We start from the raw sequence: 23,141 nt of genomic DNA on the forward strand, positions 1-23,141 counted from the left end.
GTGCGTTCCCTCCATCCCGTACGGCTCGAATGGATGAAACGTACACTTCGCAGTCGCTTTCCGGCCACCTAGTCTCAGGCCTCGTCCCCCGCTCGTCCCCGCCACCGAGAGTGCGCGAAGGAGGCCCACACATGGCCGTCGACTACCTCGTGATCGTCGTCTATCTGGCCGGCATGCTGGCCATGGGCTGGTGGGGCATGCGCCGCGCCAGGTCGAAGAGCGAGTTCCTGGTCGCGGGCCGCCGCCTCGGCCCCGCCATGTACTCCGGCACCATGGCGGCGATCGTCCTCGGCGGCGCGTCCACCATCGGCGGCGTGGGCCTCGGCTACCAGTACGGCCTGTCCGGCGCCTGGATGGTCTTCACCATCGGCCTCGGCCTGCTCGCCCTGTCGATCTTCTTCTCCGCCCGCATCGCCCGCCTGAAGGTCTACACCGTCTCCGAGATGCTGGACCTCAGGTACGGCGGCCGGGCGGGCGTGATCTCGGGCGTGGTCATGTGGGCGTACACCCTCATGCTCGCGGTGACGTCGACCATCGCGTACGCCACGATCTTCGACGTCCTCTTCGACATCAACCGCACTCTCGCGATCGTCCTCGGCGGCTCGATCGTCGTCGCCTATTCGACGCTGGGCGGCATGTGGTCGATCACGCTGACCGACATGGTGCAGTTCGTGGTGAAGACCATCGGCGTGCTGCTCCTGCTCCTGCCCATCGCGGTCGTCAAGGCGGGCGGCTTCGGCGAGATGAAGGCCCAGTTGCCCACCGAGTACTTCGACCCGCTGGGCATCGGCGGCGAGACGATCTTCACCTACGTCCTGATCTACACGTTCGGCATGCTGATCGGTCAGGACATCTGGCAGCGCGTCTTCACCGCCCGCAGCGACCGCACGGCGAAGTGGGGCGGCACGGTCGCCGGCACCTACTGCCTGGCGTACGCGCTCGCCGGTGCCGTCATCGGTACGGCGGCCAAGGTGCTCTACCCCAACCTGGCAAGCGCGGACGACGCCTTCGCGACCATCGTCAAGGACGAACTGCCGGTCGGCGTACGGGGGCTGGTGCTGGCCGCCGCGCTCGCCGCGGTGATGTCGACCTCGTCCGGCGCGCTGATCGCCTGCGCGACCGTCGCCAACAACGACATCTGGGCGCGGCTGCGGGGTGCCGTACGGCCCGGCGGCGGCGAGCACGACGAGGTCAAGGGCAACCGGACGTTCATCCTGATCATGGGCCTCGCCGTGATCGGTACGGCGATCGCGCTCAACGACGTCGTCGAGGCGCTGACGGTGGCGTACAACCTGCTGGTCGGCGGGCTGCTCGTACCGATCCTCGGCGGGCTGCTGTGGAAGCGCGGCACCGCGCAGGGCGCGCTGGCCGCCGTCGCCGTCGGTGGTGTGGCCGTGATCGCGCTCATGGCGACGTACGGCATCCTCGCCAACGAGCCCGTCTACTACGGCCTGCTGTCCTCGCTGGCGGCGTACGTGATCGTTTCCCTGGCCACGCCCGCCACCGACGCCGCCGTCCTCGCCGCCTGGCGCGAGCGCCTCGCCGGGCGGGCACCCGAACATGTGTCCGAGCAGGTCCCGACGCCCCAGTAGAGTCGTAGCACAAGCAGTACATACGCGATGAAGCGTAAGAAAGAAGGCATTTCACCATGAGCAGCAACGAGACGCCGCCGACCCCCCGCGGCCCCGTCGACTCCTCCCGCGTCCCGCGCTACGCCGGTCCCGCGACCTTCGCCCGGCTGCCCCGCCTGGACGAGGTCGGCACCGCCGATGTCGCCGTCGTGGGCGTGCCGTTCGACTCCGGCGTCTCGTACCGGCCGGGCGCCCGCTTCGGCGGCAACGCGATCCGCGAGGCGTCCCGGCTGCTGCGCCCGTACAACCCGGCGCAGGACGCGTCCCCCTTCGCCCTCGCGCAGGTGGCCGACGGCGGCGACATCGCCGTGAACCCCTTCAACATCAACGAGGCCGTGGAGACCATCGAGGCGGCGGCCGACGACCTGCTCGGCACCGGCGCGCGCCTGATGACGCTGGGCGGCGACCACACCATCGCGCTGCCGCTGCTGCGCTCGGTCGCCAAGAAGCACGGCCCGGTCGCCCTGCTGCACTTCGACGCCCACCTCGACACCTGGGACACGTACTTCGGCGCCGAGTACACGCACGGCACCCCCTTCCGGCGGGCGGTGGAGGAGGGCATCCTCGACACCTCGGCGCTCTCCCACGTCGGTACGCGCGGCCCGCTGTACGGCAAGCAGGACCTGGACGACGACGCCAAGATGGGCTTCGGCATCGTGACGTCGGCGGACGTGATGCGGCGGGGCGTGGACGAGGTGGCCGACCAGCTGCGCCAGCGCATCGGCGACCGCCCGCTGTACATCTCCATCGACATCGACTGCCTCGACCCGGCGCACGCGCCCGGCACCGGCACTCCCGAGGCCGGCGGCATGACCTCCCGCGAGCTACTGGAGATCCTGCGCGGCCTGGCATCCTGCAACCTGGTGTCGGCGGACGTCGTCGAGGTGGCCCCCGCGTACGACCACGCGGAGATCACGTCGGTGGCGGCCTCCCACACGGCGTACGAACTGACCACGATCATGTCCCGACAGATTGCCGAGGCGCGCGCGAAGTGACTCACGACCACGACCTGGTACTCCGCCCGACGGCCGCGCAGACGGAGGCCGCACTGAATCCTCCCCCCGGCCGCAACGGCGGGGACCTGGTCGTGGAGACGCTGGCCGGGCTCGGCGCGACGACGGTTTTCGGCCTGCCCGGTCAGCACGCGCTCGGCATGTTCGACGCGCTGCGCCGCTCGGACCTGCGGTATGTGGGCCTGCGGGTGGAGAACAACGCCGGTTTCGCGGCGGACGCGTACGGCCGGATCACGGGCGAGGCGGCGCCACTGCTGCTGTCGACGGGGCCGGGGGCGCTGACCTCGCTGGCGGCGCTCCAGGAGGCACGGGCGGCCTCCGCGCCCGTCCTGGCGATCAGCAGCCAGATCCCGACGGCGGGGCTGGGCGGCGGCCGCCACGGCTACCTCCACGAACTCCCGGACCAGGCGGCCTCGTTCAGGGGCGTGGTGAAGTCCGTCCACACGGTCCGTACGCAGTCGCAGATCCCGTCGGCGATCGCGGAGGCGTGGCAGTCGGCGCTGACGGCTCCGCACGGGCCGGTGTGGGTGGAGATCCCGCAGGACGTGCTGCTGGCCGAGACGCCGCTGCCGATGGTGACCGGGCTGGACGCGACGCCGGAGGAGCTGGTGCCGCGCCCCGAACTGACGGCGGTGGCCGCTGATCTGCTCTCGAAGGCGTCCCGCCCGGCGATCATCGCGGGTGGGGGAGTCGTACGCGCGGACGCGTCGAAGAAGCTGCGCCGGCTGGCGGAACGGCTCCAGGCACCCGTCGTCACGACCTTCGGCGGCAAGGGGGCGTTCCCGTGGGAACACCCGCTGTCGCTCCAGTCCTGGCTGGAGGACCGTCACATGACGGACTTCCTGGAGGACGCGGACGTCCTGCTCGTAGTCGGCTCGGGCCTCGGCGAACTCTCCTCGAACTACTACACGTTCAAGCCGCGCGGCCGGGTCGTGCAGATCGAGGCGGACCTCGGCAAGCTGGAGTCCAACCACCCGGCGCTCGGCATCCACGCGGACGCGCGCCTCGCCCTGCAGGCGCTGCTGGAGACGGTGGAGGACCGGCAGGACACCGGGGCACCGGAGCGCGTACGTGAGGTGCTCGGGCGGATCGCCGACCGGATCGCGGGGCAGGAACTGACGCTGGAGCAGCAAGTACTGGCGTCGGTCCGCCGCGCCCTGCCCTCCGACTCCCCCTCCTTCTGGGACATGACCATCCTGGCGTACTGGGCCTGGTCGGCCTTCGATCCGAAAACCCCCAACACCATGCACTCCGCCCAGGGCGCGGGCGGCCTGGGCTACGGCTTCCCGGCGGCGCTGGGCGCGGCCGCCGCGGACCCGACGCGTCCGGTGCTGGCGGTGTCGGGCGACGGCGGCGCGCTGTACTCGATCGCCGAGCTGGCGACGGCGAGGCAGTACGACCTGCCGGTGACCTGGCTGATCGTCGACGACGGCGGGTACGGCATCCTGCGCGAGTACATGACGGACGCCTTCGGCGAGGCGACGGCGACGGAGCTGACGCGGCCGGACTATGTGGCGCTGGCGGAGTCGTTCGGGGTCCCGGGGGTGCGGACGACCCCCGAGACGCTTGAGCAGGACCTGGCGAAGGCGCTGGCGTCACCCGGACCTTCGGTGGTCGTTCTCCCGGCGGTGCTGCGGATGTTCGCGCCGACGCACCTGGGGTGACGCCGGATCAGCAGGCGCCGGGGCCGACGCCGTCGATCCGGCCGCCGAAGTCGCCGAGGTAGCGGGAGCGCCAGTCGCCGTTGAAGGCGTCGCGCTTCTCGAGCGGGCCCCAGTTGATGAAGCAGGCGCGGGTGCTCGCGACGAATGAGCCGACGTGGTCGTGCAGGTGGGGCGGTTACAGGTGCGCGGCCAGTCGGGCCGCGGGGTGCCCGGCCAGTGCCAGCGCGAGCCTCTCCAGCTTCCGGCGCAGGACCGGTGTGCGACGCGCGAAAGAACCGTCGGACCAGGAGGGGTGACTTCGACAACGCCGCCCTCAACTTGCTGCACGCTGACGGCTTCGGCCCCCCGGTCGCTCAGACTGACTGGCGAGAAGGACTTGATCGACTTCGGGATCGGGTCCGGGTATCAGAGGCAGGCATGAGGCCCGCTCCAAGATTGCTGGTTTCGGGCAATGTGCGAGTCAACGCGTCCGGCCAGAATCGGCGGACCGGCATGTGAGTTCCGTAACCGGAATCGGGGGCAGAGCAGGTGCGTTCAGTCAGAGAGAGTGGGACGACGGGTCCACGTGCGGTCCGTCGTGGGTTCCCTCCCGTCCGTGGCCGTCGGGTGAAGGCAGCGGTCGCTGTGGCCGTTTCCGCACTGGTACATCTGATGACCGGTGGTCTCCTGGTGGGTGGCACGCTGTTGATCGTCTTCGGATGGGAAACGATCGTCCAGCCCGCCCTTGGGCTCCTCCTGATCTGCCTGGCTGTGGAACTGCGGCCCCACCGCGACAAGGTGGCCGAGGAACGGCTCCTGCGACAAGCCGACGCCCCCCGGTTGTTCGCGCTTCTGGACGAGATCGCGGAGTCCCTCGGCACCCAGGGCTTCGATACCGTTCAGCTCACCCAGGACTTCGCGATCAGCGCGGTGCCATTCGGCCTCCGCAGGAGACGGCTCGATATCGGCCTCGCCCTGTGGGAGACGCTCACGCCGCAGCAACGCATCGCCTGCCTGGCCCATGAACTGGCGCAATTCACCACCGGTGACGTCAGGCACAACCTGATGGTGCGCACGGTGCTCCCGCTCCTGCACGGTGGCGCTGCGCCGTCCGACAATTCGGGAACCTTGCGGGAACAGGCCCTGGCCGCCTCTCCTGTGAGCCGGAGGGCGGACGAAGTGACCCAAGCCGCTGCTCGCTTCCGGGTGGACAGCGCCCTGTCACGCTGGGGCATTTGGCTTGTCACCTGGCCGCAGAAGCAGATGGCCCGGCTGGTCCAAGGCCTTGCCGCGTCCGTGGCCGAGGAGGCTGAGTTCCGCTCAGATGGGCTCGCCGCCCGCGTGGCGTCCACGGAGGCAGCCGTGCAGGCACTGGAGTGCCGTGGCCTGTCGGGTGTGGTGACCGCCGAGTTGCACCGGCTGGCGGTTGAGGCCCGGACGTTCGGCCGGACGAATGCGGCTGAGGGTCTGTGGCGGAAGCTCGCTGCCTACGCCGCGAACGTCTCCGGGAGGGAGTTCCCCCACGATGTTGTGCAGGTACGGATCGACATGCTGAGTGAGGCAGAGCAGTATCCGGCCATGGTGACGCTCGACCGCGCGGCCGCCGGGACGGTGGAGCAGGAGCTGGAACCCGCCAAACGGGCCGTCGCGGAGCGGTTCATCCGGGACACCACCGGAACAGTCCGCTGACGACATCGGCGGGATCTCCAACAGTGTCCTGGGCGCGCTTGCCCAGGCCATGCTCGATGACACCGAGCGGGAAGCCCAGGCCGAACACGCCCCTGCCAGTTGACCGGCCAGGTCACTCGGGACGGAAGGGGGGGCCTCTGGATCCGTCGCGCTGCCGGGCATGGGCTCAATCGGACGGCGTGACCGGGGACCGCAGGCCGAGCCACTGCTCGGCGTCCCAGGCCTGGAACCGCTCTACCTCGGTGAACCCCAGCTTTGCCGCGAGGCGCATCGAGGCGGCGTTGGCGGTCTGGGTGGTGAGCACCACCGGCTCGCCGGGAAGGACGCCGTCGAACCAGTCGAGTGCCGCCGCGCACGCCTCGGCGGCATACCCGAATCCCCACGCTCGCGGCAGGAACAGGTAGCCGAGATCGGCCTTCCCCGCGGCAGCCGGGCGACGGTGCCCCGTTGCTCTCCTGAGCAGGATCTGGCCGATCATCGCCCCGTCGAGATCAACGACGAAACTCCCGGGCCACCGCCCGGGCACCTCGGGCATCTCGCGCTCAAGCTCGTCACGCGGCCGGGGGCCGCCGAGGTAGGTGTGCACCTCTGGCGAGGCGTGCAGCTCGATGAACGCCGCACGGTCCCGGGCCTCGGGCTCACGGAGCACGAGCCGCTCGGTCTTGATCGGGGCAGGCGGCCAAGCGACGGGTCCGAGGTCAGTCATGTCAGCCAGCCAATCAGCAGGCTCGGCAGCGATCAAGGCTCGCGGACCGATCAACCCGCTGGCCCGGGCAAGCCGACGAGCATGCGAAGAAGCGACGTCTGTCAGCGGCCAGTTGGATTTCCCCGCTCGCGGCCGCTTCAGTTCCCCAACGTGGTCGATTCCATTCCCCACTGGCGCCCACTTTGTGTACGCAGCGTGAGGTCACCCTCGGCGGCGCTCGCCCCACCACGGCAGGATCGGGGGCAGATCGCTGAGCCCGCGGGCTGGCCGCTTCGGCATGGGCGACTCCCCGTCGTTCCCGTCCCAGCGGCGTGCGTATGGGTCTGGGAGGCTGCCCCAACCCCAGTAGGGAACCGGGCGGTTGGGGTGCTTCGCCGAGTTCGTCGAGGGGATCGATGCGCTTTTCCGTCACCGTGCCAGTCCAGGGGGCTGACCCGGGTGCCGTCGGACAACGTGAACAGGTGCAGGTGGGCCAGGCACCAGCGGCCGAAGGCGAGATCGATGGCCGTGGCGAACTGGGCGAAGGAATGCGAGCGCGCGGCGGCGAAGACCCGGCCGGGTCGAGGCCACAGGCCACAGGTCCGCACCGTGCCCGAAGACCAACTCCACCCGGATGGACAGCCAGGTACGTGCCACGATCACAATGACCTTGTGGGGTCATGCCGGAACGTCGGTGCCGAGCCTGGCAGCAGCACAACCCGGGCCGCAGTTCGACTGTCACAGCTACCTTCCTCACATGGAACGGGCCACCATCCTGAGCAGCCTCGCCGCGAACGGAGATGGCGTCCCGCTTCGTGGTGTAGCCGATCAACGTTGGGGCGTACGCCCCGGGGCGTGTGTCGATAGGGATTCCGCTCCCTGCCCGGCAGGCGGGCCACCATGCAACTCTCCCTGGTAAACGGCCAGTTCAACCAGGAGGTGCATGATGGCCCTGTCCCAGCATGACTTACTTCGGCTGCTGGAGTCACTGCGTTCGGCGGACGGACTGGAACTCGTCCGTTTCGTGGCCGAGCGGATGCTGCAGGAGCTGATCGAGGCCGAGGCGACGTCGAGGATCGGTGCGGAGTGGAACGAGCACACCGAGACACGCACCGCGCTGCGCAACGGGCACCGCGACAAGACGCTGACTACGCAGGCCGGTGACCTGGACCTGGCCATACCCAAGCTGCGCTCGGGCAGCTTCTTCCCGAGCCTGCTGGAGCGTCGCCGCCGCATCGACCAGGCTCTGTTCGCCGTCATCATGGAGGCGTACGTGCACGGAGTGTCCACCCGTTCGGTCGACGACCTGGTCAAGGCGCTGGGTGCGGACAGCGGGATCTCCAAGAGCGAGGTCTCACGGATCTGCGCGGACCTGGACACCCAGCTGACCGCGTTCCGCGGCCGGCCCCTGGACCACACCCGCTTCCCCTACGTCTACCTCGATGCGACCTACTGCAAGGCACGGGTCGCGCACCAGATCGTCTCGCGGGCCGTGGTGATCGCCACCGGCATCACCGAGGACGGCGGCCGCGAGGTGCTGGGAGTGATGGTCGGCGACAGCGAGACCGAGGTGTTCTGGACCCAGTTCCTGCGTCACCTGCGCGAACGCGGTCTGGGCGGTGTCCGACTCGTACTGGGCGATCACCACTCGGGCCTGGTCAAGGCGATCCGCAAGGTCATGATCGGCGCGGCCTACCAGCGCTGCCGGGTTCATTTCCTGCGCAATGTCTTCGGCGTGATCCCCAAGGACGCCGCGGAAATGGTCGCCGCGACGATCCGCACCATCTTCGCCCAGCCCGACCAGGACGCCGTCCGCAACCAGCTCGACACGGTCGCCGACATGCTGGGCGCACAGTTTCCCTTCCCCAGGTCAAGCAGATGCTCCTGGACGCCAAGGACGACCTCACCGCCTTCGCGGCCTTCCCGGAACGGCACTGGAAGAAGATTCAGTCCACGAACCCGCTGGAGCGGATCAACCGCGAGATCAAACGCCGCGTCGATGTCGTCCAGGTCTTCCCCAACGACGACGCTCTCCTCCGACTGGTCACCGCCGTGCTCTTCGAGATGCACGACGAGTGGATCGCCTTCCCCCGCCGCTACCTACCCGAAGGCAGCATGGACCAGATCTACCCCACCGAAGCCGGCGAAAGCGCCCCCGCACTCCCCAACACCACCAACACGACCGACGATTGATCGCCTACACCACGTCAAGGGACACGACCCGAACGGAACTGACACCGCCCCGCAGCGACTCACCGAACTTGCCGCCGAACTCGACATACCGGCCGCCGACCTTCTCGTTGGCGCAGGTCACCCGGTGCCGGCGGAACTCCTTCCTCCGGAGCGCGACGCCAGGGTCATGAGGCAGTTCGCATACCGAGTCAGTTACTGCGACCACTCGCAGCTCGCCGCTCTGGAGGCTTTCGTCCGCTCGCTGCCCCGCTTCGCCGCTCCACGACCCTTCGTGCAGCCGGCGTGGCCGGGCCGTCGTCCCGCCGAGACGAGGTTTGCCGCCGTGCTCGGCGCGCTGATCCGCAATCGCGGCTTCGGCGTCCGCGAACTGCCGTTCATGGGACTGTCCCTCAGCACGCTGTACGGGATGGTGTGGCGCTGGGACCCGAGTCCGCATCGCCGGCAGCAGCTGTCTGCCGTAGCAGGTCCGCTGGGCTGGACCCTGCCTGATCTCTTCGCGGTCGCCGATGAGCCGTACTCGGAGGAACTCCGCCCGATGCTGCACTGCCACCACCTCGGGCGGGTCTTCGCGGCGGCCGTCCCCTTGACCACGGCCCAGCTGATCGAGACTGCGGAGGAAGCGGATCGACTCAGCGGGCGTGAGGACCACGGCATATGGCAGCCCGTCTCGCAGGGCTTTGCCGAGGAGTGCCCGGACTTCTCCTGACAGCAAGGGCCGCCTTGGTGCCTTCTGGCATGGTCGGGCGCCTTCGCATGTTGTCCGAACGCGACACTTGCGGAGACGGCGGCGGCGTACGAAGCGCTGCGACGCTTCCGGCAGGCATGACTTGCACCTGCTGTGCCAGCTATGTGTTCTCTTTCGTGGCCTTCTCGGGTGGTCGATGAACGGGTTGCGGTTGTGCTGGTAGGAGTTGTAGATGACGTCGTTGCGGCGTTCCTCGAAGGTGCTCGGCGGGTCCTGTTCGTGCCACTGTTTCAGGACCGTGACGTCTGGCCGCTGATGATCGTGTGCAGCGAGTCCTTCAGCGCGGTGCCGGTCTTGCCCACGGCGTCCTATCAACGCGCAGTGGGTGCTGAAGGACCGGCCGTACTTCGACGACTCGCCGCTGGATGACGGCCCGAACGAGGCGAAGGACGCGGCCGGCAAGGCCATGTTCGCCGCGGTGTCGGGCGTGTCCGACCCCAAGGCGCCGAGCGGTGAGTTCCTGCCGCACACGCCGGAGCAGCGGGACGCCATGAAGCGGTCCTTGGAGTTCCTCGCGGCGGCGGGCAACGACTTCCCGCCGGAGATGCGTGACGACATGGCCTACGCGCTGGGCAAGCACGGCGAGACCGTGCACCGGGCGATGAGCGACCCGCTCGGATCGCACGGCCTGGACTCCGGTCAGCTCATGGAGGTCAGCAAGCAGATCTCCCGGAACAAGGACGACTACGCGCTGCTGACGACGCAGATGCACGCGGCGATCGTCGGGGACATCCTCACGGAGAAGGCGCATCCGGAAGACAGCCTGGACCGGGCGGGCCGCACGGTCGGCTTCCTGGAGGAGGCGCGTTACCAGGCGACCAACGACAAGAAGGACGGGGACCTCACCGACGCCTCCTGGAAGAAGGCGTGGGCCTACCACGTGGTCGGCGGCATCCTGACGCCGTGGCATCCGGCCGGTGACGCGGTGCAGAGAGGTGTCGACCTGGTCACCTCGGCATGGCTCCAGGACAAGCAGAACGAGATCAACGACACAGCCACGGCCAGCCACAAGGAGACCTACCAGTCCCGCAACGGTGAGCTGCGGGGCCTGGCGGACATCTGGTACCAGCAGAACAAGGAGTGGGCCGAGGACCCGGCACACGAGGGCTACTCCCGGAACCACGGCGTGTACTCCGTGATCGGCGCCGCCGCCAACGACGGGAACAAGAAGGCGGAAGGGATCGCGGGAGACCAGTGATGAAGCGGTATCTGCGGCGCGCACTCGCCCCGGCGCTCATGGGCTGCCTCGCGCTGTCCCTCACGGCGTGCGGCGGCGGGCGCGAGTACACCGTTCCGGACGAGGCCTGCGGGGTCCCGCTGAACGAGAAGATGATCGAGCCGTTCCTGGTCGACGGCAAGGAACTCAAGGTCGTGGGCGACTTGCTGATCGATTCCAAGGGGAAGACCTGGGCGAAGTGCGAGATCTCGGTCGACGACTGGCTGGTGATCGGCCTTCAGGTCGACCAGGTCGACAAGCTCTACGACCCGATGGACGACTCGGAGAGTTTCCGGTTCGAGAACCGGACGACAATGGAGAACCTGCCGTTCAGCGGCCTGGGCGCGCTGGGCGACCGCAGCTCCATGGTCAGTACGGACTGCGCGGGCCCCAAGGCGGACCATCTCATCACGTACGTCTACATCAGCACGAAGGCCGGCGGTGACGTCGCCGAGCGCCGTGAGAACATCGAAGCGTTCACCCTGGACTTCGTGCCGAAGGTGAAGCAGAAACTCGGGTGCTCAGCCTGACCGGGATCAGCAGGACCCCTCCCTCACCTCCACCGTGAGCGTGAGGGTCGCGGTCCTCGTTGCGTCCGGTTTCGGCTCAGGCGGGGACACGAGCATGCAGTAGGACGTGTCGACGTCGTGCGTCCCGACTTCAAAAGTCCCCGAGTCGATCGCCTCGACCCGGACCAGCGCGTGCTCGGGTCCCTCTCCCGTCTCCAGGATGGCTTCTTCGATCAGATCCTCGTAACCGAAGTAGCCCGGCACGGTCCGCGGCTCGGCTTCCAGGCGGTGAGCGGCCTCGTGGACGGCGTCGCGGAACTCACCCTCGCTCCAGTTGGAGCTGTCGAACATGTGGTACAGCACCCCGATCGCGACCAGGGGGGCGAGCACGATCAGAGCGCGCCCCACGGGGTTCCTGGGGTTGTACACGAACCGGGGAGTACCCCGCCTGCGGATGAAGACCGGCTCGTCACCGTGCTGTTGACTCACTCGACGAGCGTAACGAGCCGCTGCCCACGGGACGGAACTGACCCACCCCGACTATGTGGCGCTGGCCGAGTCCTTCGGCGTCCCGGAGATCCGCACGACCTCCGGGACACTGGAACAGGCCCTGGCGAAGGCGCTGGCGTCAGCGGGGCCGTCGGTGGTCGTACTCCCGGCGGTGCTGCGGATGTTCGCGCCCACGCATCTGTGCTGAGCCGACCTCAGCAGCCGCCCGGGGCGACGCCGTCGATCCGGCCGCCGAAGTCGCCGAGGTAGCGGGAGCGCCAGTCGCCGTTGAAGGCGTCGCGCTTCTCGAGCGGGCCCCAGTTGATGAAGCAGGCGCGGGTGCTCGCGACGAACGAGCCGACGTGGTCGTGCAGGTGGGGCGGCATGTCGCGGTAGCCGCTGCGTGCCGTCCACTCCCAGTAGTCGCCGTCGAAGCCCTCGTCGCTCCAGAAGCACACCGACCCGTCCGGACAGGCTGGCGGTGCGGCGGCTTCGGCGGCGACCGCGCCGTGCGACGGCAGGACGAGGGTGGTCAGGGCGAGGGCGGCGGCGACGGACCAGGAACGAAGCTTCATGGGGCTCCTCAGGTAACTGCGGTACGCCCCGGCGGAGTTGCCGGGGCGCCCTGCCATGGTCCCGAGGGGGTGCGGCGGCCTGCCCGGCTGCCGGGGCCGCACACCACCTCATGGAGGGAACCGGAAGCACGTCCTAGGGGGCGTGTACCTACCAGATCGCCTCGACCCACTCCGGGTGGTCGATGAACGGGTTGCGGTTGTGCTGGTAGGAGTTGTAGATGACGTCGTTGCGGCGTTCCTCGAAGGTGCTCGGCGGGTCCTGTTCGTGCCACTGCTTCAGGACCGTGAGGCGGCCGTGGTAGGGGGCGCTGCCGTTGGTGGTGGAGTTGTTGGGCTCCAGGTCGGGCCAGCTGTCGTCGCCCTCGTAGCGGACGGCCATGTAGAGGATCATGCGGGCCACGTCGCCCTTGACGGCGTCGCGGGGCTCGAAGGAGTCGGAGTCGGTGAGGCTGCCGCCGCCGTTGGTGAAGCTGCTGCCGCCGTTGTCGAAGTCCTTGTTGCCGCGGATGGAGTTGACCTGGACGTCCTCGGGGCGCAGGTGGTGCAGGTCGGTGCCGGGGCCGGTGGAGGTGCCGAAGTCGCCGTGGGACTTGGCCCATACGTGCTCGCGGTTCCAGTCGCCGACGTCGCCGCCGTTGAGGGCCTTGCTGCGGGAGATGCCCGAGTACAGCAGGATCACGTTGTTGCTGTTGTTCGGGTCCTGGTCGGTGACCTTCAGGGCGTTCCAGACGGCGGAGTAGGAGAGCTTCGTCTGGTCGCTGATGATCGTGTGCAGCGAGGACTTGAGGCTCGTACCCGTCTTGCCGATCGCGTTCTTGTAGTACGTCGAGTCGTACGCGGTCGTCGTGGCTGCCGCCGGGGTCGCGGTCAGCGTCGGTGTGGTGAGGCCGACCAGGACGGCGGCCGTCGTCAGCGCCACTGACTTCCAGCGGCGGCGTATGCGTGTCGCCAGCATGTGGGGTGTCCCATCTACGCGGGTTGAATGGAGGCGGCAAACGGGAGAGTGGCATGGACATGTAGTGGTGTCGAGGGCTTGCGCGTGTCTATTGGGTGACGGGAAACGGCAAATCGGGTTTTGTCTACGCGAGTTGAGGACTACGCGAGTTGAGAGGCAGGCGGCCGTCGTGGAGCCGCCCGCCCGGCTCGAAGGCCCACCGCCGCGCGCGTACGGTGGACGTATGACCTCCCCTACCGGAGGGAAAGGCGCGATGCCCGAGCACAAGGTCGGTACACAGGAAGAGTTCGACGCGGCCCGAGCCGAGCTGCTCGCAGAGGAGAAGGAGCTCACCCGTCGGAACGACGAGCTCGCGCGGAAGCGGCGGGAGCTTCCCTGGGTGCCGGTCGAGAAGGACTACCGCTTCGAGACCGAGGACGGGGCGAAGTCACTCGCGGACCTCTTCGACGGGCGCTCGCAGTTGCTCGTCTACCACTTCATGTTCGGCCCTCCCTACGACGCCGGATGCACGGTCTGCTCCTCGATCGCGGACACCCTCGACCCCAACGTGGTCCACCTCAAGGCCCGCGACGTGACGCTGATCTGCTCCTCACGGGCGCCGCTCGACAAGCTCCTGGCGTACCGGGAGCGGATGGGCTGGAGCTTCGACTGGGTCTCCAGCGGCGGCAGCGACTTCCACCGCGACCTCGGCTTCCAGTACACCGAGGACGAGCTGAGGCCGTTCCTGGAGGGCGACATCCCGCCCACCGTGAGGCAGATGGCGGAGCTGTCCGGCACGGACGTACGCGGATACGTCACCGAGGGCCCCGGACTGAGCGCCTACGCGCTCTCCGACGGCACCGTGTACCGGACGTACGTCACCACCGCGCGTGGCCTCGAACCCGCCATGGCCTACTACGGCCTGCTGGACCGCACGCCGATGGGCCGCCACGAGGAGGGTGAGCAGATGTTCTGGCTGCGCCGCCATGACGAGTACGGGGCCAAGACAGCCGCCACCCCGCTGTGAGACCCGGAGCACGAGTGGCGATCGAGCGGGTCCCGGCGGAGCCTGGGCCGCGCGGCGGGCGCTCCGGTCCCCGGTCGCACCGAGGAAGGGGCGGGGCGACAATGGGAAGACGGGCCTCGCTCGATTCGGCCCCGGTCCCCTGTGAGGAGACGGCGGGCGGCCAGGGACGCCGGTGTCGGACGGTGTCGGGGGGTGACCCGGCCTGCCGGGGCCCCGGGCGTGCAACCCGCGACTTCACGAATCCTCCCGGTAAGGAAGACTCATGAACCTGCACACACGCCTCCTCGCCCTCAGCGCCCTCGTGGCCGCCCCACTCGTCGCCGCCCCGACCGCCCTCGCGGCGGTCCCCCAGTCCCCGCCGGCCGCCGTCCCGGCCGCGACCTGTTCAGTCTCCGGCATCCTCGACAACGGGAAGGTGCACCTGTCCGGCGGCGGCTTCACCCCGGGCCCGGCCTATGTGTTCGGGTCGGCCGGCTTCGGCGGGACGGTCGAGATCGCCCAGAACGGCGGCTTCCAGATCATGAACGTGCCGCCCGCCCAGTACAGCGTCCGGCAGGGCGGCGAAGTGACCCAGTGCAGCGGCTTCAGCGGCTAGAGGAGCGGAGTTCCCCGCCCTTGACCGCGGTGATGAACGCCGACCAGTCGGATGCCGGGAAGAGCAGGGCGGGGCCGTGCGGGATCTTGGAGTCGCGGACGGGGATGCCGGAGGCGTGGTGGTCGAGGACTTCGAGGCAGCTGTCGGCGTTGGGGCTGCTGTAGGACGACTTGCGCCAGCCGCTCAGCATGGCCGCGTTCGGGATGGTCCGGTCAGTCATGGTGTCCGTACTCCTTCGCAGTGGCCCTGAGCAGGGCCAGTGACTCCTTCAGCGGCAGCGCGTCGCTCAGCGCAAGATCGTAGCGACTCTGCAACTGGCGGACCATGGACGGGGAGTCGTGCAGTTTCCCCATCTCCTGGCCTTCGGTGTATGCCAGAGGTGGCTGGTCCTCGAACCACATCAGCGTGAGCATGCTCTGCATGAGTGGATGAAGGCCCACACCAAACCGCATCACATGTGCGCGGATGCGTCCAGTCTCGGCGAGACGAACGATGTGCATGATCTGCTCCGCCATGACGTCCCCGCTGCCCACTGGTCGCCGCAGTACCGCCTCGTCCAGCAACACCCACACCGCGGGCGTCACTGGATCTTCGAGGATCTTCGCGCGTTCAAGGCGTGTGACGAGGCGCCTGTCACACTCCTCTTCACTCACCGGAGGGAACGCCGCGCTCATGACCGTACGTGCGTACCTTTTCGTCTGGAGGATGCCCGGGAAGTACGCCGGGGCGAACTCGCGGATCATCACCGCCTGTTGTTCGAGTACGCGCACCGCCTCGAAGTACTCGGCGATCGACACGTCATCGTCCTGCGGCAGAAAGCTGCTCAGTACGTTTCCTGTGCCCAGCGCCCTGTCCAGCCGTCGTGCGTCCTCCTTCGACGGCACCCGGCGCCCCGCCTCGATGTGCGCGATGTGCGAACGCGTCATGACGGCCATGTCCGCCAACTCCTGCTGCGTCAGCCCGGCCGCCTCGCGCTGCTCCTTGAGCCAGTCGCCGTAGATGGTGCCCATTGGATCAACTCCCTTGTGACAAATGCTCTGTCACCTGCTCCTCTCTGGCGAGGCTAGCTCGTTCGACCTCAAGCTGTGAGCGGATCGCTACACAACGCGATATGCCGAGTGGAATGGGAACGGAGTTCAGGACATGCGTCACCGCATCGCCCGCCTCGTTGGACCGCTGCGACGGCGCCGCCGCCCCAGCCAGGACTCATCTGTGAACGGCCCGACCGTGTACCACGCCGGTTCTGGACCCTCGCAGGCGGCGCGTCCGGTCGCCGTACCCGGGATCGGTATCGGATCGCTCGGCATGCCGACGGTGGTCGTGGGGGGGGGGACCAGGTGACGGGAGACGCACGACTGCTGCCCTGGACGGGGTCGGAGGGCAAACCCTGCTATCTCGTTGGCGACGGTACCGGCCATGTCTCCCGCGTGGCCGACACCATTGAGAGCGTGCAGCTCGGAATGGCCGACGACCTCCTCGCTCACGTGGCCGACATGCTCGCCGACCACCGGGCGACGTCCGCGCAGCTCCGGTTCCTGCTCGCCCGCATGAGCGAGGCGCTGACCGATGTCCTTCGCATCGCGGAGAGCCGGGGTGCGCGACTTCCCGTACCCGCCTGCGAAGAGTCCGACGACAACGACGGCCACACCGTGCCGCATCAGGCACGGCTTTGACGCCGACGAGGTCGAATTGCTGTCAACCGCTCGAAGGTTCCTGGAGTTCCTCCCACCGCTCTTCCACGGTGACGTGGGAGGGGAGCAGCCGTAAGAGCGCTGGGCCCAGCGTGGGGTCGTGGTGGCAGTCGAATGATCTGCTTCCATCGCGCCAGTCCAGCCGTAGCGATGTCTCCACGTAGCCGCTTGCAGTGTCGCCGGTGTGTTCGACCCCCACCGCCCTCACGTCGGCGATGCTCACCGTCCGCACGCCCGCGCGGCTCTCCAGCCGGACCTGCGCCTTGCTGAACTCGACCGCGCGCACGACGTACCGCTCCTGAGCAGGCCGATGCAGACGGTCAGCGCCAACAGCCCGCCGAGGATGAGGAACTCCCCGGGGTGTGTGGGACCGTGGCGCAGCCACCGGAATCCCGCTACCCCCAGCCCGACGAGCCACATCAGGCCGAACGACACCACGACGGCCGGGAAGTAAGGGACTTCGCACCGCACCGACTGCTCCGTGGCCATGCCCCCTCCACATTTTCTTGATGCGGTACTAGGGCGTGTTTCGAAAGTCCCGTCTGGCCCGCGACGCCTGGCACGGCGCCTCGCTGCGTTGTCGGGATCGCCCGCGTACGCCCAGTACGCGGGCGACCCTCCGCCTTGCGATGCACCGCACCAGACGCCGCGGACCCCGCCCTCCGGGCGGACGACGCTACTTTCGAAACACGCCCTAGCCAGCTAGTACAACCTTTCCCTCGGACCCGTGAGTCAAAAGGACATGACTCACGGGATATCGAGCGGCAAGTCAAGAGCTGTATCCGGACGCGCCAGAGCGCTCGGCGCGGCAGGAGTGGGCGCCGGTGTGCTCATAGCGTGCGTCGCGGCCGCCTCGCCCGCCGCCGCGGCGCCCACACCCACCGTCAGCTGCACGTCCGCCAAGGCCGGACTCGCCGACAAGCTGAAGCGGGACATCACCGCCGCCCTCGCGAACCGCAGGGGCACCATCGCCGTCGGCCTCTACGACCGCACCACCAACACGACCTGCACGCTGCGGCCCTCCACCGCCTACGACTCGGCCAGCGTCGTCAAGGTCACCGTCCTCGCCACGCTGCTGTGGGACGCGAAGAAGCACAACCGGTACCTCACCGCCCGCGAGGTCTCCCTCACCCAAGCCATGATCACCAAGTCGGACAACGCCGCGACCAGCACGCTCTGGAAGCAGCTCGGCCTAACGAAGATCAAGGGCTTCCTCGCCGCCGCCGGCATGACCCAGACCAAGCCTGGCGCGAACGGCTACTGGGGCCTGACCCAGATCACCGTCACCGACGAGCAGAAGCTCCTCAAGCTCATCACCGTCAGGAACACGGTGCTCAGCGACAACTCCCGCGCCTACATCCTGAAGCTGATGGGGCAGGTCATCTCCTCGCAGCGCTGGGGGACCCCCTACGGAGTGCCGTCCGGCGTCTCCGCGGCAGTCAAGAACGGCTGGCTGCAGCGGGTCACGCACGGCTGGCGGGTGCACAGCGTCGGCGCCTTCAAGGGCGGTGGCCATGACTACACGATCACCGTGCTGACCCACGGCAACAGCACGATGAACTACGGCATCGCGACCATCCAGGGCGTCGCCAAGGTGATCCACCGGGACCTGGCGGCGAGCTGACCCTTAACGCGGCGGCCCACCTGGCGTCACCGGCCCGCCCTACGGTGACCCCCATGCGCCTGAGAACCGTACTCGCCACCGCCACCGCGGCCTTGGCGGCAGCCACCTGCCTGACCGCCGCCGGACCCGCCGAGGCCAACTCGCCGACGGACCACGCCTGTTCGCCCTCAGTCTCCATCGACCGCTTCTCCGACGCGCTCGACAAGACGACGTACGAGGGCACCTTCGTCGGCAACTTCTCCGCGCTCGCCGTGAACCGGAACGGCATGCTCGCCGCGCTGTCCGACCGTTCCTCGCTGTTCGCGCTGAGCCCTTGGACGCTTCAGCCGAAGCGCGTCGTGCAGCTCGCCGACGAGAACGGCACCGCCCTCGACTCCGAGGGCCTGGTCGTCGACCGGGACGGCACCTACCTCGTCTCCTCCGAGACCGAGCCCTCCATACGCCGCTACTCCCGCGACGGCCGCATCCTCGACCGCCTCCCCGTACCGGACGCGCTCAAGGTCGCCCCGGCCGGCCGCGCGGTCGGCAACGGCACCTTCGAGGGCCTCACCTTCCTCCCCGGCCGCCGCACCCTGCTCGCCTCGATGGAGTACGCCCTCTCCGGCGACACCGCGGGCATCGTCCGCTTCCAGACCTGGCAGCGGCACGGCAAGGACGGCTTCCGCCTCGGCGCCCAGTACGCCTACCGCGCCGACACCGGCCTCGGCGTCCCCGAGGTCACCGCGACCCCCGACGGCCGCCTCCTCGTCCTGGGCGCGGCTGGACCTCGGGCGTCGGCAACACGGTCCGCCTCTACCTGGCCGACCCGCGCCGCGCCACGAACACGGCCGGCATCGACACGCTGACCGGCCAGGACGACGTACGCCTGATCAGGAAGACCCTCCTCGCGGACCTGGTGAACTGCCCGTCACTGGGAGCGACGGCCAGGCAGCCCCAGCCCAACCCGCTCCTCGACAACATCGAGGCCATGACGATCACGGGCCACACGAAGGGCCGCCTGAAGGTCCTCCTGGCCAGCGACGACAACCAGAACCCGGCCCAGACGACCCGCTTCTACTCCCTGCGCGTGCGTCTTTGATCACGCCCTCCGAGCGTTTCGGAGGGATGAAATCGGCTTCCGTCCGCGTTGGTGCCTTCCGGTAGAGCAGGACAACCGGAAGGCACCGGCGTGGAACCGCAACGGGGATGGGCACGACGACTGTGGGGCTACGCCTGGCGATATCCCAAGGACGTCATACTCGCCCTCGGCTCCTCCCTCGCCGGCATGGCCGTCCTGGCCCTCGTCCCCCTGATCACCAAGGTGATCATCGACGACGTGATCGGCGACAGGACCCGCACCATGGCCCCCTGGGCCACCCTCCTCATCGTCGCCGCCCTCCTCGTCTACGCCCTCACCTACATCCGCCGCTTCTACGGCGGCCGCCTCGCCCTCGACGTCCAGCACGACCTGCGGACGGAGATGTACGAGACGATCACCCGGCTCGACGGCCGCCGGCAGGACGAACTGTCCACCGGCCAGGTCGTCGGCCGCGCCACCAGCGACCTCCAGCTGATCCAGAGCCTGCTCTTCATGCTCCCGATGACCATCGGGAACTTCCTGCTCTTCCTGATCTCCCTGGTGATCATGGCGTGGCTGTCGATCCCGCTCACACTGGTCGCCCTGGCGGTCGCCCCCGCCCTGTGGTGGATCGCGAAGCGCTCCCGCACCAAGCTCCACCCCGCCACCTGGTACGCCCAGGCCCAGGCCGCCGCCGTCGCGGGCGTCGTGGACGGTGCCGTCAGCGGCGTACGCGTGGTGAAGGGTTTCGGGCAGGAGGAGCAGGAGACCGGCAAGCTCAGGGAAGTCGGCAGAAAGCTCTACGCCGGACGGCTGCGCACCATCCGGCTGAACAGCAAGTACACCCCCGCCCTCCAGGCCGTCCCCGCCCTCGGCCAGGTCGCGATGCTCGCGCTCGGCGGCTGGCTGGCCGTCCGCGGCCACATCACGCTCGGCACGTTCGTCGCCTTCTCCACCTACCTCGCCCAGCTCGTCGGCCCGGTCCGCATGCTCGCCATGGTCCTCACCGTCGGCCAGCAGGCCCGCGCCGGCACCGAGCGTGTCCTGGAGCTGATCGACACCGAGCCCTCGATGCGGGACGGGCACAAGGACCTCCCGGCCGACGCGCCCGCCACCGTCGAGTTCGACGACGTCTCCTTCGGTTACGACGACAGCAAGCCCGTGCTGAAGGGCCTCACCTTCGAGATCCGCCCCGGCGAGACCCTCGCCGTCGTCGGCTCCTCGGGGTCCGGAAAGTCGACGGTCTCCCTGCTCCTGCCGCGTTTCTACGACGTCACGCACGGCGCCGTCCTCGTCGGCGGCCACGACGTCCGCGAACTCACCCTCGACTCGCTGCGGGCCGCGATCGGCCTGGTCCCCGAGGACTCGTTCCTCTTCTCGGACACGGTCCGCAACAACATCGCCTACGGCCACCCCGACGCCACCGACGAACAGATCGAGGCCGCCGCCCGCGCCGCCCAGGCCGACCGTTTCGTCCGCGACCTCCCCGACGGCTACGACACCAAGGTCGGCGAGCACGGCCTCACCCTCTCCGGCGGCCAGCGCCAGCGCATCGCCCTCGCCCGCGCCCTGCTCACCGACCCGCGTCTGCTCGTCCTCGACGACGCCACCTCCGCCGTGGACGCCCGCGTCGAGCACGAGATCCACGAGGCCCTCAAGCACGTCATGCGGGGCCGCACCACGCTGCTCATCGCCCACCGCCGCTCCACCCTCAACCTCGCCGACCGCATCGCCGTCCTGGACGCCGGCCGGCTCGCCGACCTCGGCACCCACGAGGAGCTGCAGGAACGCTCCGCCCTCTACCGCCGCCTGCTCACCGACCCCGACGAGCTCGGCGCCGTCTCCCCGGGCCACACGCCGCCCTCCGCACCCCCGGAGGACACCTCCGTCCGCGACGAACTGGACGCCGAGTTCGACGCCGAACGGGGGGTCACGCCCCGCCTGTGGACCGGTGACCGCGAGCCCAAGGACACCGCCCTCGCCGGCACCCCGGCCACGCCGGAACTGCTCGCCAAGGTCGACGGCCTGCCCCCGGCCACCGACATCCCGGCCGTCGACGAGGTCCGCGCGGTCCAGCCGGAGGAGTCGTACGGGCTGAAGCGGCTGCTGCGAGGTTTCGGCCTGCCCCTGCTGATCAGCCTCGGCCTCGTCGCCGTCGACGCCGGGATGGGGCTGCTGCTGCCGGTGCTGATCCGGCACGGCATCGACAGCGGTGTCACCCAGCTCGCCCTCGGTGCCGTCTGGGTCGCCTCGCTGCTCGCCCTGCTCGCCGTCCTCGCCCAGTGGGTGGCGCAGATCGGCGAGATGCGGATGACCGGCCGGACCGGCGAACGCGTGCTGTACGCCCTGCGGCTGAAGATCTTCGCCCAGCTCCAGCGGCTCGGACTCGACTACTACGAGCGGGAGCTGACGGGCCGGATCATGACCCGGATGACGACCGACGTGGACGCGTTGTCGACGTTCCTGCAGACGGGCCTGGTCACCGCCTTCGTCTCCGTGGTCACCTTCTTCGGCATCATGGTCGCCCTGCTGGTGATCGACCTCCAGCTCGCGCTCGTCGTCTTCGCCACGCTGCCGCCGCTGATCATCGCCACGTACTTCTTCCGCAAGGCCAGCGTGAAGGCGTACGAGCTGGCCCGTGAGCGGGTGTCGACGGTCAACGCCGATCTTCAGGAGACGGTGTCCGGGCTGCGGATCGTGCAGGCGTTCGGCCGTGAGCGGGACGGTGGGCGGCGGTTCGCGGAGCGCAGCGACAGCTACCGGCAGGCCCGGATCCACGGTCAGTGGCTGATCTCCGTCTACTTCCCGTTCGTGCAGTTCCTGTCGTCCGCCGCCGCGGCGGGCGTGCTCATCGCGGGGGCCGGGCGGGTGGAGGCGGCCACGCTCACCGCGGGTGCGCTGGTCGCGTACCTGCTCTACATCGACCTCTTCTTCGCCCCCGTCCAGCAGCTCTCCCAGGTCTTCGACGGCTACCAGCAGGCGTCCGTCTCGCTCGGCCGGATCCAGGAACTGCTCCAGGAACCGACGTCGACGAAGTCCGCGGACGAACCGCGGGGAGTCGTTTCGTTGCGCGGCGAGATCGCCTTCGACGACGTGCGCTTCTCCTACGGCGACGACGAGGAGGCCCTCAGCGGCATCGACCTCACCGTCCCCGCCGGGCAGACCGTCGCGTTCGTCGGCGAGACCGGCGCGGGCAAGTCGACGCTGGTGAAGCTGGTGGCGCGGTTCTACGACCCGACCGGCGGCCGGGTCACCGTCGACGGCGCCGATCTGCGCGACCTCGACCTCACCTCGTACCGGCACCGCCTGGGCGTCGTGCCGCAGGAGGCGTACCTCTTCCCCGGCACCGTCCGCGACGCCATCGCCTACGGCCGCCCGGACGCCACGGACGCCGAGGTGGAGGCGGCGGCCCGCGCGGTCGGCGCGCACGAGATGATCGCGACGCTGGACGGCGGCTACCTCCACGAGGTCGCCGAGCGCGGCCGCAACCTCTCCGCCGGGCAACGGCAGCTGATCGCGCTGGCCCGCGCCGAACTCGTCGACCCGGACATCCTGCTCCTCGACGAGGCGACGGCCGCCCTGGACCTGGCCACGGAGGCGCAGGTCAACCAGGCGACGGACCGCCTGACCGGCCGCCGCACCACCCTCGTGGTCGCCCACCGGCTGACGACCGCGGCCCGCGCGGACCGGGTCGTGGTGATGGACCACGGGAGGGTCGTCGAGGACGGCACGCACGAGGAGTTGCTGGCCCGGGGCGGGCGGTATGCGCGGTTGTGGCGGACGTTCGTCGGGGCGGCGGAGCCGGAGGAGAGCGTAGGCGTCTGA

At 69.1% G+C, this 23,141-nt stretch carries 18 protein-coding genes and 4 pseudogenes; 14 read left to right on the forward strand and 8 right to left on the reverse strand.

Annotated features, from left to right (window positions below; all coding sequences use genetic code 11):
• Positions 1-131: 131 nt before the first annotated feature.
• From HJD23_RS26975 to HJD23_RS26990, 4 genes are all read left to right on the forward strand, one after another.
• Entirely contained in the window at positions 132-1,592 is a 1,461-nt protein-coding gene (locus HJD23_RS26975; protein ID WP_171113972.1) for a sodium:solute symporter, read from the forward strand.
• Between the two features lie 56 nt (positions 1,593-1,648).
• Positions 1,649-2,626: an agmatinase gene (gene speB / locus HJD23_RS26980; RefSeq protein ID WP_171113971.1), complete on the forward strand. Its 978-nt coding sequence runs from the start codon at positions 1,649-1,651 to the stop codon at positions 2,624-2,626.
• Positions 2,623-4,308: a thiamine pyrophosphate-binding protein gene (locus HJD23_RS26985; protein ID WP_171113970.1), complete on the forward strand. Its 1,686-nt coding sequence runs from the start codon at positions 2,623-2,625 to the stop codon at positions 4,306-4,308. Before speB ends, HJD23_RS26985 begins: the two co-directional genes overlap by 4 nt.
• A 624-nt stretch (positions 4,309-4,932) precedes the next feature.
• A complete protein-coding gene (locus HJD23_RS26990; RefSeq protein WP_171113969.1) occupies positions 4,933-5,976 on the forward strand; it encodes a M48 family metallopeptidase in 1,044 nt (347 codons plus the stop codon).
• 166 nt (positions 5,977-6,142) lie between these two features.
• Here HJD23_RS26990 and HJD23_RS26995 read toward each other — a convergent pair whose 3' ends face one another.
• Positions 6,143-6,682, reverse strand: a complete 540-nt coding sequence (locus tag HJD23_RS26995; protein ID WP_171113968.1) for a GNAT family N-acetyltransferase — start codon at positions 6,680-6,682, stop codon at positions 6,143-6,145.
• A 925-nt stretch (positions 6,683-7,607) separates the two neighbouring features.
• Here HJD23_RS26995 and HJD23_RS27000 point away from each other — a divergent pair.
• A pseudogene (locus tag HJD23_RS27000) lies at positions 7,608-8,854 on the forward strand (IS256 family transposase).
• 871 nt (positions 8,855-9,725) lie between these two features.
• Here the strand turns inward: HJD23_RS27000 and HJD23_RS27005 are convergent.
• Positions 9,726-9,851 (reverse strand): annotated as a pseudogene (locus tag HJD23_RS27005) (endonuclease); the annotation flags it as partial.
• A 73-nt stretch (positions 9,852-9,924) separates the two neighbouring features.
• Between HJD23_RS27005 and HJD23_RS27010 the strand changes: the two are divergent.
• Together HJD23_RS27010 and HJD23_RS27015 are read left to right on the forward strand one after the other, a co-directional pair.
• On the forward strand, positions 9,925-10,797 hold the full coding sequence (locus HJD23_RS27010) for a hypothetical protein (RefSeq protein ID WP_232108295.1): 873 nt from the start codon (positions 9,925-9,927) through the stop codon (positions 10,795-10,797).
• Positions 10,797-11,345 (forward strand): hypothetical protein, encoded by a 549-nt coding sequence (locus tag HJD23_RS27015; RefSeq protein ID WP_171110790.1) that lies wholly within the window; start codon positions 10,797-10,799, stop codon positions 11,343-11,345. Before HJD23_RS27010 ends, HJD23_RS27015 begins: the two co-directional genes overlap by 1 nt.
• 6 nt (positions 11,346-11,351) lie before the next feature.
• Here the strand turns inward: HJD23_RS27015 and HJD23_RS27020 are convergent, their stop codons facing one another.
• Entirely contained in the window at positions 11,352-11,813 is a 462-nt protein-coding gene (locus HJD23_RS27020; RefSeq protein ID WP_171110792.1) for a hypothetical protein, read from the reverse strand.
• Between the two features lie 31 nt (positions 11,814-11,844).
• On the opposite strand from HJD23_RS27020, the pseudogene HJD23_RS27025 reads away from it, so the two are divergent.
• Positions 11,845-12,021 (forward strand): annotated as a pseudogene (locus HJD23_RS27025) (thiamine pyrophosphate-dependent enzyme); the annotation flags it as partial.
• A 7-nt stretch (positions 12,022-12,028) separates the two neighbouring features.
• Here the strand turns inward: HJD23_RS27025 and HJD23_RS27030 are convergent.
• On the reverse strand, positions 12,029-12,388 hold the full coding sequence (locus tag HJD23_RS27030) for a peptidase inhibitor family I36 protein (protein WP_171110794.1): 360 nt from the start codon (positions 12,386-12,388) through the stop codon (positions 12,029-12,031).
• Between the two features lie 148 nt (positions 12,389-12,536).
• Positions 12,537-13,343: an endonuclease gene (locus HJD23_RS27035; protein WP_171110796.1), complete on the reverse strand. Its 807-nt coding sequence runs from the start codon at positions 13,341-13,343 to the stop codon at positions 12,537-12,539.
• Between the two features lie 253 nt (positions 13,344-13,596).
• On the opposite strand from HJD23_RS27035, the gene HJD23_RS27040 reads away from it, so the two are divergent.
• On the forward strand, positions 13,597-14,349 hold the full coding sequence (locus HJD23_RS27040) for a DUF899 domain-containing protein (protein ID WP_171110799.1): 753 nt from the start codon (positions 13,597-13,599) through the stop codon (positions 14,347-14,349).
• Between the two features lie 262 nt (positions 14,350-14,611).
• Entirely contained in the window at positions 14,612-14,944 is a 333-nt protein-coding gene (locus HJD23_RS27045) for a hypothetical protein (protein WP_171110801.1), read from the forward strand.
• Here HJD23_RS27045 and HJD23_RS27050 read toward each other — a convergent pair.
• Together HJD23_RS27050 and HJD23_RS27055 are read right to left on the reverse strand one after the other, a co-directional pair.
• Positions 14,934-15,164 carry a DUF397 domain-containing protein gene (locus HJD23_RS27050; protein ID WP_171110803.1) on the reverse strand — a complete coding sequence of 77 codons (231 nt, stop codon included), beginning with the start codon at positions 15,162-15,164 and terminating at the stop codon, positions 14,934-14,936. The two genes, HJD23_RS27045 and HJD23_RS27050, sit on opposite strands and share 11 nt — an antisense overlap.
• Positions 15,157-15,954, reverse strand: coding sequence for a helix-turn-helix transcriptional regulator (locus HJD23_RS27055; protein ID WP_171110805.1), 798 nt, complete (start codon positions 15,952-15,954; stop codon positions 15,157-15,159). The genes HJD23_RS27050 and HJD23_RS27055 overlap by 8 nt, the downstream gene beginning before the upstream one ends.
• 327 nt (positions 15,955-16,281) lie before the next feature.
• Here HJD23_RS27055 and HJD23_RS27060 point away from each other — a divergent pair, with 327 nt between their 5' ends.
• A complete protein-coding gene (locus HJD23_RS27060) occupies positions 16,282-16,617 on the forward strand; it encodes a hypothetical protein (protein ID WP_171110807.1) in 336 nt (111 codons plus the stop codon).
• A 22-nt stretch (positions 16,618-16,639) separates the two neighbouring features.
• Here the strand turns inward: HJD23_RS27060 and HJD23_RS27065 are convergent, their stop codons facing one another.
• Positions 16,640-16,921: a hypothetical protein gene (locus tag HJD23_RS27065; RefSeq protein ID WP_171110809.1), complete on the reverse strand. Its 282-nt coding sequence runs from the start codon at positions 16,919-16,921 to the stop codon at positions 16,640-16,642.
• 456 nt (positions 16,922-17,377) lie between these two features.
• On the opposite strand from HJD23_RS27065, the gene HJD23_RS27070 reads away from it, so the two are divergent.
• The 3 genes and pseudogenes from HJD23_RS27070 (at position 17,378) to HJD23_RS27080 (ending at position 23,141) form a co-directional block, all read left to right on the forward strand.
• A complete protein-coding gene (locus HJD23_RS27070) occupies positions 17,378-18,259 on the forward strand; it encodes a serine hydrolase (protein ID WP_197973745.1) in 882 nt (293 codons plus the stop codon).
• Between the two features lie 53 nt (positions 18,260-18,312).
• Positions 18,313-19,337, forward strand: a pseudogene (locus HJD23_RS27075) (esterase-like activity of phytase family protein).
• Between the two features lie 90 nt (positions 19,338-19,427).
• Positions 19,428-23,141 (forward strand): ABC transporter ATP-binding protein, encoded by a 3,714-nt coding sequence (locus tag HJD23_RS27080; protein WP_171113938.1) that lies wholly within the window; start codon positions 19,428-19,430, stop codon positions 23,139-23,141.

This window comes from Streptomyces sp. Z423-1, from assembly GCF_013009255.1.
In the GTDB taxonomy this organism is placed as follows: domain Bacteria; phylum Actinomycetota; class Actinomycetes; order Streptomycetales; family Streptomycetaceae; genus Streptomyces; species Streptomyces gossypiisoli.